We start from the raw sequence: 16,110 nt of genomic DNA, 5'->3' as shown, positions 1-16,110 counted from the left end.
CCTAAGCGGTCAGCGGGACAGGGACTTGGCGTCGCCCATGACGACGACCGGATGAAGGTCCGGATCCAGGGTGCGGAGCAGCTCCTTCATGTGGTCCTCGGCGATGCTCACACAGCCGTGGGTGGGTCCGCCGTGGTCGACGTGGAGCCATATCCCGCCGCCGCGCCCAGCGCCGAGGGGCCGTGTCCAGTCCAGGGGTGAAGTCCCGGGCTGCCGGTTGTAGTTGATGGCGATCACGTAGTCGAAGGATCCGGCCAGCGGCTCGCCCTCGAAGCCCGTGCCGCGTGCGGTGAAGCCGACGCCGCGGTCGTACGGCAGCTTGGTGCCGGGGTCCTTCAGCAGCCCTCCGGCGTCCGTGAGGGTGTACACGCCGATCGGTGACCGCAGATCGCCCGCCAGGTGGTGGTCGGTCCAGCCGTTGAGGGCGTTGTGCGCGGGCCGGCTCGCACCGGCCCGCCAGCCGGCCACGGTGCGCTCGTACAGGACCACGGTGGAGGCCGACGAGTCGCGGCCCCGCCCGGTGACCACGACGGCCTGTCGCGCGTCGGCCGGCACCTTCGCCCACGTCTTCGGACCGAGCCCGGGTATCTGCTGGGGGGCGACCTCGACGGAGATCTCCGGCGAAGGCGTCGGCGTGGGCGTGGGCGTGGGCGTGGGCTCCGAAGTCTCCTGAGAAGGCGTGGGCGTGCCCTGCGTGCTGGCCACGGCACCGCCGCCGCATCCGGTGAGAAGCAGGGATGCGGCGAGCAGGGCCACGTGGGTTCTGCGTGTGATCATGGAATGACTTTGGCCGACACTTTTGAGGAACTCGTCAGGTTCTAGAGCCGGTTCGGTTTCCCCGGTGTGTAGAGCCAGGTCTGGAACAGGCCGTCCAGATCCTTCCCCGACACCCGTTCCGCAAGGCGCTGGAACTGCGCGGTGGTCCCGTTGCCGTCACGGTGCCCGGATGCCCAGGCCCGCAGGATCAGGAAGAACGCCCGGTCGCCGACCCTCGTGCGCAGCGCGTGCAGGGTCATGGCGCCACGGGCGTAGACGGGGGTGCCGAAGATGTTGGCGCCGCTGCCGGGGTCGCCGGGCGGGAACTCCCACAGGCCGTCGCTCGCGGGCTTCGCGTACAGGTCGTCGAAGGTCTTCTGCGCGCTGTCGCCGCCGTGCTGCTCGGCGTAGAGCCACTCCGCGTAGGTCGCGAAGCCCTCGTTGAGCCAGATGTCCTTCCACGAGGTGAGGGAGACGGAGTCGCCGAACCACTGGTGGGCGTTCTCGTGGACGAGGGTGCTCAGGCCGGGTGCCCGGTCGTAGACCGGACGGCTCTGGGTCTCCAGCGCGTAGCCGACGTTCGGGGCGCGGTCCACGATGGAGCCCGCGGCACGGAACGGATAGGGCCCGAACAGCTTGCTCTCCCATTCCAGGACGGAGGGCAGTTTCTTGAGGACCGGGGCTGCCGCGGCGGCCTCGCGCGGGTCGACGGCGTTGTAGACCCGGATGCCGCTCTTGGTGGTGAACTGCTGCACGTCGAACTTTCCGACGGTGGCCGTGGCCAGGTAGGCGGCCATGGGCTCGCTCTGGCGCCAGCGGAACGTGGTCTTTCCGTGTGTGGTCCGCTGCGAGAGGAGGACGCCGTTGGCGACCGCGGTGCGCCCCTTGGGGACGGTGATCGTGAAGTCGTACGACGACTTGTCCGTGGGGTGGTTGTTCGCCGGGAACCAGGTCATGGCGCCCTGCGGTTCCCCGGCGACGAAGGCACCGTCGTCGGTGGGGATCCAGCCGTCGAGCGAACCGTCCGGGTCGGTGACGGGACCGGGCTTGCCCTGGTAGGTGACGGTGATGGTGAACCGTTCCCCCTTGCGCAGGGCGCGCCGTGGGGTGACGACCAGTTCCTGTCCGTCGCGCCGGAAGCCGGCCTTGGCGTGACCGACCGTCAGACCGGTGACGGTCAGGCCCTTGAAGTCGAGGTCGAAGCGGCTGAGGCGCTGGCCGGCGCGGGCGGTGAGGACCGCCTTGCCGTCGAGATGGCCGCTGCCGGGGTCGTAACCGAGCGTCAGATCGTAGTGGTCGACGTGGTATCCGCCGTTTCCCGCGAGCGGGAAGTAGGGATCGCCGGCTCCGGACGAGCCCGTCGACGGAGGTGCGCCGGCCCCGAGCAGCGCCACGAGGGCGAGGGGGGTGGTGGCGAGGACGAAGGTGCGTCTGACGGCCTTCGGCACGTGCGCTCCTACAGGTCGGGGGGTGGGCAACGGCTTCACACTAAAGGCCGCCTCCGCCGCAACTCACCCTTGATGAGGTCAAGTCGCGCCCGGCCGCGCAGTACGCTCCCGACGCACTCCCTCCCTTCGTCGAGAGGTCGTCCGTGAGCGTTCGCATCCGCCGTGTCTACGAACCCCCCGAGCCCGCGGACGGCGTGCGCGTCCTGGTCGACCGGTTGTGGCCGCGCGGGCTGTCCAAGGACGCGGCCCGCGTGGACGAGTGGCCGAAGGCACTCACCCCGTCGACCGAGCTGCGCCGCTGGTACCACGAGGGCGGGGGGTCGTACGAGGAGTTCGCCGAGCGCTACGAGGCGGAGCTGGCCGATCCCGAGGCGGCCGGACTTCTCGACCGGGTCCGGGAGTTGGCGAGCAAGGGTGACGTGACCCTGCTGACCGCGTCGAAGACGCCGGAGCAGAGCCACGCCACCGTGCTGGTGCGCCTGCTGGAGTCCTAGCCGACCTGTTTGGCCGCCGCCCGGCCCGCCGCGCGCCCCGAGAAGAGGCAGCCACCGAGGAAGGTGCCCTCGAGCGCGTTGTAGCCGTGCACACCGCCGCCGCCGAAACCGGCGACCTCGCCCGCCGCGTACAGGCCTTCGAGGGGCTTGCCGTCGGTGCCCAGGGCGCGGGAGTCGAGGTCGGTCTGGATGCCGCCGAGCGTCTTGCGGGTCAGGATGTGCAGCTTGACGCCGATGAGGGGGCCGGCGGCGGGGTCGAGGATGCGGTGCGGGGTGGCGACCCGGCCGAGGCGGTCGCCGATGTAACGGCGGGCGTTGCGGATGCCCTGCACCTGGGCGTCCTTGCTGTAGGAGTTGGCGATCTGGAGGTCGCGGGCCTCGATCTGGCGGCGGAGCGAGGCGGCGTCCAGGAGGGCCTTGTCGGTGAGCCCGTTCATCTTCTCGACGAGCTGTTCCAGGTTCGGGGCGGTCACGAAGTCCGCGCCCTTGCGCAGGAACGCGTCCACCGGTCCGGGCGCGCCCTTGCCGAGGATGCGCTCCTTGAGGAAGCCCGCGCGGTCCTTGGCGGTGATGTCGGGGTTCTGCTCGGAGCCGGAGAGCGCGAACTCCTTCTCGATGATCTTCTGGGTGAGGATGAACCAGGAGTGGTCGTGCTCCGCGATGTCCTCGGTGGTGCGCAGGTGCCGGAGGGTGCCGAGGGTGTCGTAGCCGGGCAGGTACGGCTCGGGCAGCCGGCGGCCGAGGGCGTCGAACCACATCGAGGACGGGCCGGGCAGGATGCGGATGCCGTGGCCGGGCCAGATCGGGTCCCAGTTCTGGATGCCCTCGGTGTAGTGCCACATGCGGTCGCGGTTGACCAGGCGGACGCCGGCGCCGGCGCTGATGTCGAGCATCCGGCCGTCGACGTAGGCGGGCACGCCGGTGACCATCTCGGCGGGCGGGGTGCCGAGCCGCTCGGGCCAGTAGCGGCGGACGATGTCGTGGTTGGCGCCGATACCGCCGGTGGTGACGACGACGGCGTGGGCGGTGAGCTCGAAGTCGCCGATCCGGTCACGGTTGGAGGCGACCCCGCGCGCGGAGTTGTCCTCGGCCAGAACCGTGCCGCGCACGCCTCGGGCGGTGCCCTCCTCGACGACCAGTTCGTCGACCTGGTGGCGGTGGTAGAAGGTCAGCAGTCCGTCGCGCGCGGCCTGCTTGGCGTACCCCACGAAGGGCTCGACGACTCCGGTGCCGGTGCCCCAGGCCACGTGGAAGCGGGGCACGGAGTTGCCGTGTCCGTGGGCGGTGAGGTCACCGCGCTCGGCCCAGCCGACGGTCGGCAGGAACTTGATCCCGTGCCCCTCGAGCCAGGACCGCTTCTCCCCCGCCGCGAACTCGACATAGGCGCGCGCCCAGCGCACCGCCCAGGAGTCCTCGTCGTCGACGCGGTCGAACTGCGCGCTGCCCTGCCAGTCGTTCCAGGCGAGGTCGAAGGAGTCCTTGATGCCGAGGCGCCGCTGTTCCGGGGAGTCGACCAGGAAGAGTCCGCCGAAGGACCAGAAGGCCTGGCCGCCGAGGTTGGCGGCGTTCTCCTGGTCGACCAGCGCGACCCTCTTGCCGCGGCTGGTGAGCTCGTGCGCGGCGACCAGGCCCGCGAGCCCCGCTCCGACGACGATGACGTCGGCGTCCATGGCGACCATCCCTTCCTTCATACGGTGGTGTCGCTGCCGTCGGTGAGCAGCGCGGTGAGCAGTTGCTTCAGCCAGACACGGGCCCGCTCGAGGTCCCCGTCCAGCAGCAGTTGGACGGTGACACCGTCGTAGGCGGCGACCACGGCGTGGGCGGCCTCCTCGACGTCGGCCAGCACGGCGGGCAGTTCGGCGTGCCCACGCGCGCGTGCCAGCCGGTCGGCGACGGCCTGTCTGAGCCGCGCCCGGTGTTCGAGCAGGGTCCGGGCGACCTCGGGCGCGCGGGCGGCGTGCACCAGGAAGTCGGTCTTGACCAGGAGCCAGTCCCGGTCGAGGAGCAGCACTTCGGTGACCCGGTCGACGGCGGCCACCACGTCGAGCCCCGGCCCGTCGAGGGCGAGGGCCCCGGAGACCTGTTCCGCGATCAGGTCCGCGCGCTGCTGGTAGAGCGCGAAGAAGAGTTCGTCGAGGCTGTCGAAGTTCGAGTAGAAGGCGCCCCGGCTGTATCCGGCGGCCTCGCAGACCTCTTCGATCGACACGCGCCCGAAGCCCTTGGCGGCGAACACCGCGAAGGCCGCGTCCAGGAGATTGGCACGTGTGCGGACCCGGCGCCTGGTCACGCGTCTGGTCGTGTCCTGTGTCGCCATGTCGGATCCTCCGTTCGATACGCGAATGTATCCGATACAGCGATGCATCGAAAGAGTCGAACACCTCGGCGGATTTCATTGGAACAGATTTTCGAATAAGGGGTACGCTGGATCCATGACCGCGCACCTCCAGGGCTCCCTCTTCGACCAGACCGACCAGCTGCGGTTCGGCCCCCTCGACGGGATCCGCCGCACCGTGCTCGGCTTCGGCGCCTGGATCGACGTGCTGCCCGGATGGCTCGGCGGCTCCGACGCCCTGTTCGAACAGCTGGCCGCCGAGGTGCCGTGGCGGGCGGAGCGCCGCACGATGTACGACCACGTCGTCGACGTACCGCGCCTGCTCGCCTTCTACGGCGTGGACGACAAGCTGCCGCATCCCGTACTCACCGAGGCCCGCGAGGCGCTCACCGCGCACTACGCCGAGGAGCTGGGCGAACCCTTCACCACGGCCGGGCTCTGCTACTACCGCGACGGCCGGGACAGCGTCGCCTGGCACGGCGACCGGACCGGGCGGGGCGCCCGCGAGGACACCATGGTCGCCATCCTCTCCGTGGGAGCGCCACGCGACCTGGTACTGCGACCGGTGCGCGGCGGCGCCGGGACCGTACGACGGCCGCTGGGGCACGGCGACCTGATCGTGATGGGCGGCTCCTGTCAGCGCACCTGGGAGCACGCCGTGCCGAAGTCCACGCGCGCCACGGGACCGCGCATCAGCATCCAGTTCCGCCCGAACGGCGTGCGCTGAGGCAGAGAGGCGGCTGCTTCCGCCGCACGCGGGGGCTGCCTCCGGCGGACGGTGCCGGAGGCAGCCTCGTCCCTCCGGGGGCCGGACGAGGAGGACCGGCGACAGGCCGCTGCGGCGGCGGGCCCGGAGGACGAAACCGTGGCGTGGGCGGGCCGGGAGCCCGGGGGCGCAGGTCTCCAGGAGCGTGCCCGGCCCGGGGTGCGCGCCGGTCCCGTGGTGTTCAAGGCTGACGGAGGACGCCAACCCCTCTGTCCGGCGCCGCGCCCCCGGCGCGGCAGCCACGCGGACGGTGCCGGAGGCAGCCTTGTCACCAAGGAAGTTGACCGCTGGAAGACCGGTACCCGCCGCTCCGGATCACCTGAGCGTCTGCTTTGCTGTGTGCCGTCGGGCAGGGACTCATCGGGGCGGGGCGATCATGAGCGCAGGCGTGCAGCAAGTCGCGGACGGCACCTATCTGGTGCACGGCAGCAACACCAACTGGGTGATTCTGACCGAGGGAAGCGCCGCCACGCTGGTCGACACCGGCTACCCGGGCGACCGGGAGCAGGTGCTCGCCTCCCTCGCGGAGGTGGGCAGTTCCCCGGAGGCGGTCACCGCCGTGCTCATCACGCACGCCCACAACGACCACCTGGGCTCCGCCGAGTACCTGCGCAGCACCTACGGCACGCCGGTCTACCTGCACGAGGCCGAAGTGCCGCACGCGCGGCGGGAGTTCCTGCACCAGGTGTCCGTGGGGACGGTCCTGAAGAACGGCTGGCGGCCCGGTGTGCTGCCGTGGGCGGTGCACGCGATCCGGGTGGGCGGCACGGCCCATGTGCCCGTCGCCTCCCCGCAGCCGTTCCCGGCCGAGGGCACGCTCGATCTGCCCGGCCGTCCGGTGCCCGTGTACACGCCGGGCCACACCGACGGGCACTGCGCCTTCCACCTCCCCGAGCGCGGCGTGGTGATCTCCGGCGACGGCCTGGTGAGCGGTCACCCCACCTCGCGGGTCAAGGGGCCCCAGCTGCTGCCGGACATGTTCCATCACGAGCGCGCCCGTGCCGTGGCGTCGCTGGACGTGTTCGCGGAACTGGAGGGCGAGGTGCTGCTGCCGGGGCACGGACCGGTACACCGTGGTCCAGTCCGTGAAGCGGCACTTCAGGCCAGGGACCGTGCGCTCTAAGGTGAGGTGACGATCACCGACCAGGCAAGGACAGAGCACCGATGGCACTGCAGATCAGCGCGACGAACCCGGAGCACCCCGCGCTCCTGCTCGAACTGCCGTGGCAGCTGCCGCTGGAGCAGTGGCCGGAGGAGGTCCTGGTCCCGCTGCCGCGCGGCATATCGCGCCACGTGGTGCGCTACGCCCGGGCCGGTGACGAGGTCATCGCCGTGAAGGAGCTCGCCGAGCGCCCGGCGCTGCGCGAATACGAACTGCTGCGCGACCTGGACCGGCTCGGCATACCCGCCGTCGATCCGCTCGCCGTGGTCACCGGGCGCGCCGACAGCGAGGAGGCCCCGCTGGAGCCGGTGCTGGTCACCCGGCATCTGGGCGGCTCGATGCCGTACCGCTCGATGTTCGAGACGACGATGCGTCCCGCCACCATGCACCGCCTGATGGACGCGCTGGCCGTCCTCCTGGTCCGCCTGCACCTGGCCGGGTTCGCCTGGGGCGACTGCTCGTTGTCCAACACGCTCTTCAGACGGGACGCCGGCGCCTACGCCGCCTATCTGGTGGACGCCGAGACCGGTGACCTGCATCCGCAACTCAGCCCCGGGCAGCGGGACTACGACCTCGACCTCGCCCGTGTGAACATCAGCGGCGAGCTGCTCGACCTGGAGGCCTCCGGGGCGCTGCACCCCTCGGTGGACGCGATCGAGTTCGGCATGGAGATCTGCTCGCGCTACAACAGCCTGTGGGAGGAGCTGACCCGCAGGTCCGTCTACCCGGCGGGCAAGTACCACTACATAGAGCGCCGGATCCGCAGGCTCAACGAACTCGGCTTCGACGTGGCCGAGATGCAGATCGAGCACGCGCCGAACGGCGACACGGTCACGTTCGTGCCGAAGGTCGTGGACGCGGGCCACCACCAGCGCCAGCTCCTGCGCCTGACGGGCCTGGACACCGAGGAGAACCAGGCCCGCCGGCTCCTGAACGACCTGGAGAGCTGGATGGCCACCCAGGACGACTACGCTCCGGGCGACCCGCTCGGCGCCCGCCCGGAGGTGCTCGCCCACCGCTGGGTGCGGGACGTCTTCCGGCCCACGGTGCGGGCCGTGCCGCTCGAGATGCGCGGCTCGATGGACTCGGCCGAGATCTACCACGAGCTCCTTGAGCACCGCTGGTACCTGTCCGAGCGGGCCCAGCACGACATCGGGCTGGACACCGCGGTGGACGACTACATCACGAACATCCTCCCCAAGGCCCGGGAGACGCTCCAGCCCACCCCCGCCACCGCGGACTGACCTCAGGCGTGCGGCACCACGGCCACCGGGCAGTCGGCGTGGTGCAGCACGCCGTGCGCGACCGATCCGATCCGGGCCCCCACAGCGGTACGGCGGGCCCGGCGGCCGACGACCATCAGCTGGGCCCGCGCGGTCACCGACAGCAGCACCTGCCCCGCGCTGCCCATCTCTATGTGCTCGACGACCGGCACGCCGGGGAAGCGTTCCCGCCACGGCTGGAGCGCCGAGGACAGGGCCTTCCTCTCGTACGGCTCCAGTCCTCCGGCCTCGTCCAGAAGCCTCAGCGAGCCGGGGCTGTAGGCGAACACCGGCGGCAGCGTCCAGGCCCGTACGGCACGCACGGTGGCCCCCCGGGCCGCCGCCGTCTCGAAGGCGAACCGCAGGACGTCGGCGCTGTCCTCCGGGTCGCCCTCCTGGCCCACGACGATCTCGCGTCCTGAGGCCTCCGCGGTGGCCTGGTCCCCGGCGCGCACCAGGACGACGGGCCGCGCCGCCTCGGCGATCACCTGCTGGCCGACCGAGCCCAGCAGGAAGCCGACGACCGGCCCGTGCCCGCGGGAGCCCAGGACCAGCAGTTCGGCCTCGGCCGCGGCGGCCACCAGCACGTCCACGCTGCCGCCCTCGACGACCTCGGTGGACACGTCGAGGCCGGTGTGCCGCCCGGTGACCGTCCGGACGGCCTCGCCCACGGCGTCCCGCGCCCAGCCCTCCTGGGTGTCCCGGTCCCCCGCGTCGATCCCCTCGTACGGCTGGAACCGCCACGCGTGCACCACCCGTAGCGCCACGTCTCGCCGGACCGCCTCCCGCGCGGCCCAGTCCAGCGCGGCGATGCTCTCCTCGGTTCCGTCGATCCCTGCGGTGATCGGGCGGGTCATGCGGTGGCCTCCCTGTTCGCGGTCACGTGCGTGCCGTCCAGTCTTCACTACGCTGCCCGTATGGCATTGGAATGGGAACAAGTCATCGTGGACTCGGCCGATCCCGTCGCCCTCGGGCGCTGGTGGGCCGAGGCGCTGGGCTGGGTGGTGGTCGGGGAGGCCCCGGACGAGTTCGAGATCCGCCCCGAGAAGGACCGGATGCCGGGGCTGCTCTTCGTCCCGGTGCCGGAGGCGAAGACCGTCAAGAACCGGCTCCATCTCGACTTCCGCCCGGACGACCAAAAGGCCGAGGTCACCCGCTTCCTCGCCCTGGGAGCCCGGCACGCGGACGTGGGGCAGGGCGAGGTGTCCTGGGTGACGCTCATGGATCCCGAGGGCAACGAGTTCTGCGTGCTGGGCGAGCGCCGAGCCTGACCCCGGCAGGGTCTGCCATACGTGCGCGTAGCCCGGCGATCGAACATACGATGGGCGGGACCGGGCCGGTGACCACGGGGGGCGCTGGGCCCTGACCGACCGCTCGGGGTGGGAGACGTATGGCACAGGCCGCCGAATCGGCGCGGACCGTCATCCTGACCGTGGACGACGACCCGGGAGTCTCCCGCGCCGTCGCCCGCGATCTTCGGCGGCGCTACGGCGAGTCGTACCGGATCGTGCGCGCGGAGTCCGGCGAGTCCGCGCTGGAGGCGCTGCGGGAGCTGAAGCTGCGCGGCGACCTGGTGGCGGTGATCCTGGCCGACTACCGCATGCCGCAGATGAACGGCATCGAGTTCCTCGAACAGGCCCTGGACGTGTATCCGGGCGCCCGCCGCGTGCTGCTGACGGCGTACGCGGACACCAGCGCGGCGATCGACGCGATCAACGTCGTCGATCTCGACCACTACCTCCTCAAGCCGTGGGACCCGCCCGAGGAGAAGCTCTATCCGGTGCTGGACGACCTCCTGGAGGCGTGGCGCTGCAGCGACTACCGACCGGTGCCCGCCACCAAGGTGATCGGACACCGCTGGTCGGCGCGTTCCTCGGATGTGCGGGAGTTCCTGGCCCGCAACCAGGTGCCGTACCGCTGGTACTCCACGGAGGAGCCGGAGGGGCAGCGGCTGCTGGCCGCCGCGGGGCAGGACGGGCAGCGGCTGCCGGTGGTGATCACCCCGGACGGCACGCCCCTGGTCAAGCCGGAGGCACCCGACCTGGCCGCCCACGTGGGCCTCGCCACGACCCCGACCGCCGACTTCTACGACCTCGTCGTCATCGGCGGCGGTCCGGCCGGGCTCGGAGCGGCGGTGTACGGGGCCTCGGAGGGGCTGCGGACCGTGCTCGTGGAACGCTCGGCGACCGGCGGACAGGCCGGGCAGAGCTCACGGATCGAGAACTACCTGGGCTTCCCCGACGGTGTGTCGGGCGCCCAGCTCACCGACCGGGCCCGCCGGCAGGCGACGAAGTTCGGCGCGGAGATCCTCACCGCCCGTGAGGTGGCGGGCCTGGAGGTCAACGGCGCGGCCCGCACCGTGCGGTTCTCGGACGGGTCTGCGGTGGCCGCGCACAGCGTGATCCTGGCGACCGGCGTGTCGTACCGGCAGCTGGAGGCGCCGGGCTGCACGGACCTGACCGGCTGCGGGGTGTTCTACGGCTCGGCACTCACCGAGGCGGCCTCCTGCCAGGGGCAGGACATCTACATCGTCGGTGGCGCCAACTCCGCGGGGCAGGCGGCGATGTACCTGTCCCGGGGCGCCAAGTCGGTGACCCTGCTGGTGCGCGGCCCCGATCTCTCCGCCTCGATGTCGCACTACCTGATCCAGCAGATCGAGGAGTCTCCCAACATCTCGGTACGCGCGCGTACCGTCGTCGAGGCCGCGCACGGCTCCGGCCACCTGGAGCAGCTGACCCTGCGCGACACCGAGACCGGGGAGACCGAACTCGTCGACGCGCAGTGGATGTTCGTGTTCATCGGCGCGGCCCCGCTGACCGGTTGGCTGGACGGCACGGTGCTGCGGGACGAGCACGGGTTCATCCTGGCCGGGCCCGACCTCACCCCCGACGGGCGTCCGCCGGCGGACTGGGAGCTGGACCGGCCGCCGTACCACCTGGAGACCAATATTCCGGGCGTGTTCGTCGCGGGCGACGCGCGCGCCGAGTCCGCGAAGCGGGTCGCGTCCGCCGTCGGAGAGGGAGCCATGGCCGTGATGCTCGTCCACCGGTATCTGGAGCAGTCATGAGCGGGCAGTTGATGCCGTGCAGCCCCGGGGAGATCGGGGCGCTGTTCCTGTTCGAGAAGCTCACCCCCGAGCAGCTCGGCCAGCTGTGCGCCGCGGGCCGGGTGGAGCGGTTCGAACCGGGTCCGGTGTACACCGAGGGTGAACCCGCCACCTGCTTCTACGTGATGCTCGAGGGCACGGTCGTCCTCTCCCGCCGGGTCGGCGGTGACGACGTGGAGGTCAGCCGCACCTCGCAGCGCGGGGTGTACGCGGGGTCCATGCAGGCCTATCTCGGGGACCGGGTGCGGCAGACCTACAACAACTCCATGCGGGTGACGGAGCCTTCGCGGTTCTTCGTGCTGCCCGCGGAGATGTTCTCGGCCTTCATGCAGGAGTGGTTCCCGATGGCGGTCCATCTGCTGGAGGGGCTCTTCCTGGGTTCGAAGAACACCCAGCGGGCCGTCGGGCAGCGGGAACGGCTGCTGGCGCTCGGCTCGTTGTCCGCCGGTCTCACGCACGAGCTCAACAATCCGGCGGCGGCAGCCGTACGGGCCACGGCGACGCTGCGCGAGCGGGTCGGCAAGATGCGGCACAAGCTCGCCGTCATCGCGCAGGGCTCCTACAGCCCCGAGGTGATGGCGAACCTCATCGACATCCAGGAGCGCACGGCCGAACGGGTGGCCAAGGCGCCCGTGTTGAGCCCGCTGGAGGCCTCCGACCGGGAGGACGCGCTCAGCGACTGGCTCGACGACCACGGCATCCAGGAGGGCTGGCGGATCGCGCCCACCTTCGTGCAGGCGGGCCTCGACGTGGACTGGCTGGACCAGATCGCGGCGGCCGTGGACGAGGAGATCCTGCCGAACGCTATCGGCTGGCTCAACTACACCGTCGAGACCGAGCTGTTGATGGACGAGATCAACGACTCCACGGCCCGTATCTCGCATCTCGTCGACGCGGCGAAGCAGTACTCCCAGCTGGACCGGGCGCCGTATCAGGTGGCCGACGTGCACGAACTCCTCGACAGCACGCTGCTGATGCTGTCCGGGAAGATCGGGCAGCAGATCAAGGTGGTCAAGGAGTACGACCGGACGCTGCCGAGGATCCCTGCCTACCCCGCCGAGCTCAACCAGGTGTGGACGAACCTGATCGACAACGCGGTGCAGGCCATCAACAGCGTCGGCGGTGACGGGACGTTGACCGTCCGGACCGCGCTCGAACACGACCGGCTGCTGGTGGAGTTCCGGGACACCGGGCCCGGGGTACCGCCGGACATCCGCGGGCGGATCTTCGATCCCTTCTTCACCACCAAGCCCGTGGGCGAGGGGACGGGGCTCGGGCTCGACATCTCCTGGCGGATCGTGGTCAACAAGCACCACGGGACGCTTCAGGTGGAGTCGTCACCGGGCGACACCCGCTTCCAGGTGCTGCTTCCGCTGACCGCCGTGGACAACGACACGACCGAGGAGTCGGAGTGACCGACATCAAGGGGCTCGACCCGAGCGTGCCGCCCAGCGGGGACGGGTGCGTGGAGTGCGACGCGGCGGGCGGATGGTGGTTCCATCTGCGGCGGTGTGCGCAGTGCGGGCACGTGGGGTGCTGCGACTCCTCGCCCGGGCAGCACGCGACCGGGCATTTCCGGGACTCGGGGCATCCTCTGGTGCAGAGTTTCGAGCCGGGTGAGGAGTGGTTCTGGAACTTCGAGACGAACGAGATGTTCGAGGCGGGGCCTGAGCTCGCGGCGCCGGTGAGTCATCCGGCGGGTCAGCCGGCTCCTGGGCCGGAGGGACGGGTGCCGGCGGATTGGGCGCGGACGTTGCGCGGCTGAGCTCGGGGCGACCTCCCCGCGCCACTGGTTAGGTCGCACCGCTGTCAGTACCAAGTGCCAGGATGTATTCGTGTCGCAGATCTCCATCAGTACGCCTCTCATCGGCCGGGAAGACGAACTGACCCGGCTCTCCGGTGTGCTGGAGCATGCCCGCAGCGGGGAGGCCCGGGCTGTCCTCGTCGCCGGGGACGCCGGGGTCGGCAAGACACGGCTGCTGGACGAGGTCACGGGACGGGCCGCGACGGCGGGGATGACCGTGCTCACCGGGCACTGTGTCGATCTCGGTGATGTCGGCCTGCCGTACCTGCCGTTCACCGAGGTCCTGGGAGCGCTCGCCCAGGACGAGCGGTTCGCCGATGCCCTCGCCGCGTACCCGGCGGTGGGACGATTGCTGGGCGGCGGCGCTGTCGGCGACTCCGGTGGACGGCTTCGATTGTTCGAGGGGATCGCCGGGCTGCTCGCCGATCTCTCGGACATCACTCCCCTGCTGCTCGTCCTGGAGGATCTGCACTGGGCCGATCAGTCGTCCCGCGATCTGCTGCGGTTCCTGCTCAGCCGGGGGATCCTCCAGCGGTCGGCGGGTGGGGCGCCCACGCACCGGCTGGCCGTTCTCGCTTCGTACCGGGCGGATGATCTGCACCGGCGGCATCCGTTGCGTCCGCTGCTCGCCGAGCTGGTGCGGCTGCCCGGCGTCGAGCGGCTGGAGTTGCGGCCGATGGCCGACGGCGAGGTGGCCCGGCTGGTGCGGTCTCTACGGGAGGGGCCACTGCCGGACCACACCGTGCGGCGGATCGTCGAGCGGGCCGAGGGCAACGCGTTCTATGCCGAGGAGTTGCTCGCCGCCACGGGGAGCGGGGACGGCGGGGTGCCCAGTGGGCTCGCCGATGTGCTGCTGATCCGGTTCGAGCAGCTGTCCGACACCGCTCAGCAGGTGCTGCGCACCGCCGCCGTCGCCGGGCGGCGCGTCGAGCACGACCTGCTGCGGGATGCCGTACGACTGCCCGAGGAAGAGCTGGAAGCGGCGCTGCGGGAGGCCATCGGGCGACAGCTGCTGGTGCCCGGCGAAGGGGACACGTACGCGTTCCGGCATGCCCTCGCCCGTGAGGCCGTGTACGCCGATCTGCTGCCGGGCGAGCGGGCGCGGCTGCACGGGGCGTTCGCCCGGCTGCTCGACGGGCGGGGGCATCGGGCCGAGAGCGCGGCGGAGCGGGCCCACCACTACCGCGAGAGCCATGACCTGGCCGAGGCCCTCGCCGCCTCACTGGAGGCCGCGGACCACGCCCTGCGGGTGGGAGCACCCGCCGAGGAGCTACGGCATCTGGAGGCGGCCCTCGACCTGTGGTCGGCTGTGGAGCCGACGGCACGGCCCTCGGGTGAGGGGGTCGACCGGGTACGGCTCATGTTGCGGGCCTCGGCGGCGGCCGCGCACACCGGCGAACTGCACCGGGCGGTCTCGCTCACGCGGGCCGCGCTCGCCGGTGTCGGCCAGGAGGCGGACTCCGAACTCGCCGCCCGGGTGCGCTACACGCTCGCCGGGAACCTGATGAGCGTCGACAACCTCACCGCGGCCTTCGCCTACAGCAGCGAGGCGCTCGCCATGATCCCCGCCGATCCCCCGTCCCGTACCTGGGTGTGGGCGGCTGCCACCCACGTGATGGCGGCCCGGCACGTCGGGGAGGACGAGGTCGCGCTGCGGGTCGCCCGGCAGGCCCTCGGCACCGCCGAGCAGTTGGGCGTGCCGGACGCCCAGGCGGATCTGCTGATCTCCCTGGCCGTCCTCGAAGGCGGCGGCCGCCGCACGGAGGCGGGGCGGGAGCGGTTGCGTCAGGCCCGGGAGCTGGCCCGGCGGGCGGGCAGCACCCCCGTGGAGATGCGCGCGCTGTTCAATCTCGCCGTCGGCTGCTTCGAGTCGGGGCACCTCGACGAGTGTCTGCCCTGGCTCACCGAAGGGCTGGACCGCGCCCGTCGCGCCGGGTTGCTGTCGTCGCCGTATCCGATGGAGATGCGCTACCTGCGACTGTTGGTGCTCTACACGCTGGGTCGCTGGGACGACTGCGTCCGGGCGGCCCACGCCGATGCCGAGGTGCTGCCCGCGGCCGGCGGGTACACGATGGCGCCCGCCCTGTACGTCGGGCTCGCGCGCGGCGACCTCAGGGCCACCGACCGGGCGCGGGCGCTGCTGGAGGGGCCCTTCGACTGGATGGCCACGCTCGTCGCGGGCATCGCGCTGACCGACGCGGCGGCGCTGCGGGGCGATCCGGAGGACGCCGTACAGCGGATGCGGTCCACCGTCGCGGCGCTGACCGACGACACGGGCGCGCTTCCTCACGTCACCGTCCGGCTGGCCACCCTCGCGCTGTCCGCGGTCGCCGACCGGGCCGACGATCTGCGCCGCAAGGGGGACCAGGCCGGGGCGCGTCGCTGGGCGGAGACCGCGACCGAGCTGATCGAGCCGGCCAGGACCACCGCCGGGCACGGCGAGCGTGGGATACCGCAGGGCCCGGAGGGACAGGCTTGGCTGGCCCGGGCCGAGGCGGAGTGGGCACGGGCCCTGTCGGGGCCGGATCCGGAGGCCTGGGCGCGGGCGGTCGCCGCGTTCGACTTCGGTGACGTGTACGAACCGGCGCGCTGCCGGCTGCGGTACGCCGAGGCCCTGCTCGCCGCCGACCGACGTGAGGAGGCCGCGGCCGAGGCGCGTGCCGCCCGTGAGGTGTTCGCCCGGCTCGGCGCCACGGTGCTGCTGGAGCAGGTGGACGAGTTGATCCGGCGCGGTCGGCTCGCCGAGGCCCCGCCCACCGCGTCGCTGCTCACGGCCCGCGAGCAGGACGTGCTGCGGCTGCTCGCCCGGGGGCGCAGCAACCGCCAGATCGGTGAAGAGCTGTTCATCACCGGCAAGACGGCGAGTGTGCATGTCTCCAACATCCTGGCCAAGCTGGGCGCGGCGAGCCGCACCGAGGCCGTGGCCGTCGCCTACCGCAAGGGGTTGATCGCCCCGGAGACGACGGCTCGCGGCTGACGC

14 protein-coding genes are annotated in these 16,110 nt (G+C 71.6%); 9 read left to right on the top strand and 5 right to left on the bottom strand.

The features are described from left to right. Positions 1–9: 9 nt before the first annotated feature. Together RNB18_RS18165 and RNB18_RS18160 are read right to left on the bottom strand one after the other, a co-directional pair. Positions 10–777 carry a L,D-transpeptidase family protein gene (locus tag RNB18_RS18165; protein WP_311715112.1) on the bottom strand — a complete coding sequence of 256 codons (768 nt, stop codon included), beginning with the start codon at positions 775–777 and terminating at the stop codon, positions 10–12. Positions 778–818: 41 nt separating this feature from the next. Continuing rightward, positions 819–2,204 carry a M1 family metallopeptidase gene (locus RNB18_RS18160; RefSeq protein ID WP_311715111.1) on the bottom strand — a complete coding sequence of 462 codons (1,386 nt, stop codon included), beginning with the start codon at positions 2,202–2,204 and terminating at the stop codon, positions 819–821. 143 nt (positions 2,205–2,347) lie between these two features. Between RNB18_RS18160 and RNB18_RS18155 the strand changes: the two genes are divergently transcribed. Beyond that, positions 2,348–2,698: a DUF488 domain-containing protein gene (locus tag RNB18_RS18155; protein ID WP_311715110.1), complete on the top strand. Its 351-nt coding sequence runs from the start codon at positions 2,348–2,350 to the stop codon at positions 2,696–2,698. Here the strand turns inward: RNB18_RS18155 and RNB18_RS18150 are convergent. Together RNB18_RS18150 and RNB18_RS18145 are read right to left on the bottom strand one after the other, a co-directional pair. Continuing rightward, positions 2,695–4,368 (bottom strand): FAD-binding dehydrogenase, encoded by a 1,674-nt coding sequence (locus RNB18_RS18150; RefSeq protein ID WP_311715109.1) that lies wholly within the window; start codon positions 4,366–4,368, stop codon positions 2,695–2,697. The two genes, RNB18_RS18155 and RNB18_RS18150, sit on opposite strands and share 4 nt — an antisense overlap. 17 nt (positions 4,369–4,385) lie before the next feature. Beyond that, a complete protein-coding gene (locus tag RNB18_RS18145; protein WP_311715108.1) occupies positions 4,386–5,012 on the bottom strand; it encodes a TetR/AcrR family transcriptional regulator in 627 nt (208 codons plus the stop codon). 115 nt (positions 5,013–5,127) lie between these two features. Between RNB18_RS18145 and RNB18_RS18140 the strand changes: the two genes are divergently transcribed. From RNB18_RS18140 to RNB18_RS18130, 3 genes are all read left to right on the top strand, one after another. Continuing rightward, a complete protein-coding gene (locus tag RNB18_RS18140) occupies positions 5,128–5,757 on the top strand; it encodes an alpha-ketoglutarate-dependent dioxygenase AlkB (RefSeq protein WP_311715107.1) in 630 nt (209 codons plus the stop codon). Between the two features lie 415 nt (positions 5,758–6,172). Then, positions 6,173–6,919: an MBL fold metallo-hydrolase gene (locus tag RNB18_RS18135; RefSeq protein WP_311715106.1), complete on the top strand. Its 747-nt coding sequence runs from the start codon at positions 6,173–6,175 to the stop codon at positions 6,917–6,919. A 41-nt stretch (positions 6,920–6,960) separates the two neighbouring features. After that, entirely contained in the window at positions 6,961–8,202 is a 1,242-nt protein-coding gene (locus RNB18_RS18130) for a DUF4032 domain-containing protein (RefSeq protein ID WP_311715105.1), read from the top strand. Positions 8,203–8,204: 2 nt separating this feature from the next. Here the strand turns inward: RNB18_RS18130 and RNB18_RS18125 are convergent, their stop codons facing one another. Next, positions 8,205–9,077 (bottom strand): universal stress protein, encoded by an 873-nt coding sequence (locus RNB18_RS18125; protein ID WP_311715104.1) that lies wholly within the window; start codon positions 9,075–9,077, stop codon positions 8,205–8,207. A gap of 60 nt (positions 9,078–9,137) precedes the next feature. Here RNB18_RS18125 and RNB18_RS18120 point away from each other — a divergent pair, with 60 nt between their 5' ends. The 5 genes from RNB18_RS18120 (at position 9,138) to RNB18_RS18100 (ending at position 16,107) form a co-directional block, all read left to right on the top strand. After that, positions 9,138–9,491, top strand: coding sequence for a VOC family protein (locus RNB18_RS18120; protein ID WP_311715103.1), 354 nt, complete (start codon positions 9,138–9,140; stop codon positions 9,489–9,491). Between the two features lie 119 nt (positions 9,492–9,610). Further along, a complete protein-coding gene (locus RNB18_RS18115) occupies positions 9,611–11,287 on the top strand; it encodes an FAD-dependent oxidoreductase (protein ID WP_311715102.1) in 1,677 nt (558 codons plus the stop codon). Beyond that, positions 11,284–12,741: an ATP-binding protein gene (locus RNB18_RS18110; RefSeq protein WP_311715101.1), complete on the top strand. Its 1,458-nt coding sequence runs from the start codon at positions 11,284–11,286 to the stop codon at positions 12,739–12,741. The genes RNB18_RS18115 and RNB18_RS18110 overlap by 4 nt, the downstream gene beginning before the upstream one ends. After that, on the top strand, positions 12,738–13,091 hold the full coding sequence (locus RNB18_RS18105) for a UBP-type zinc finger domain-containing protein (protein ID WP_311715100.1): 354 nt from the start codon (positions 12,738–12,740) through the stop codon (positions 13,089–13,091). The genes RNB18_RS18110 and RNB18_RS18105 overlap by 4 nt, the downstream gene beginning before the upstream one ends. Before the next feature lie 70 nt (positions 13,092–13,161). Continuing rightward, positions 13,162–16,107: a helix-turn-helix transcriptional regulator gene (locus tag RNB18_RS18100; RefSeq protein ID WP_311715099.1), complete on the top strand. Its 2,946-nt coding sequence runs from the start codon at positions 13,162–13,164 to the stop codon at positions 16,105–16,107. Positions 16,108–16,110 lie beyond the last annotated feature (3 nt).

Source organism: Streptomyces doebereineriae (assembly GCF_031845645.1).
Lineage (GTDB): Bacteria > Actinomycetota > Actinomycetes > Streptomycetales > Streptomycetaceae > Streptomyces > Streptomyces canus.
The sequence above is the reverse complement of the archived record's forward strand: the minus strand, read 5'-3'. Positions and strand labels throughout refer to the sequence as shown.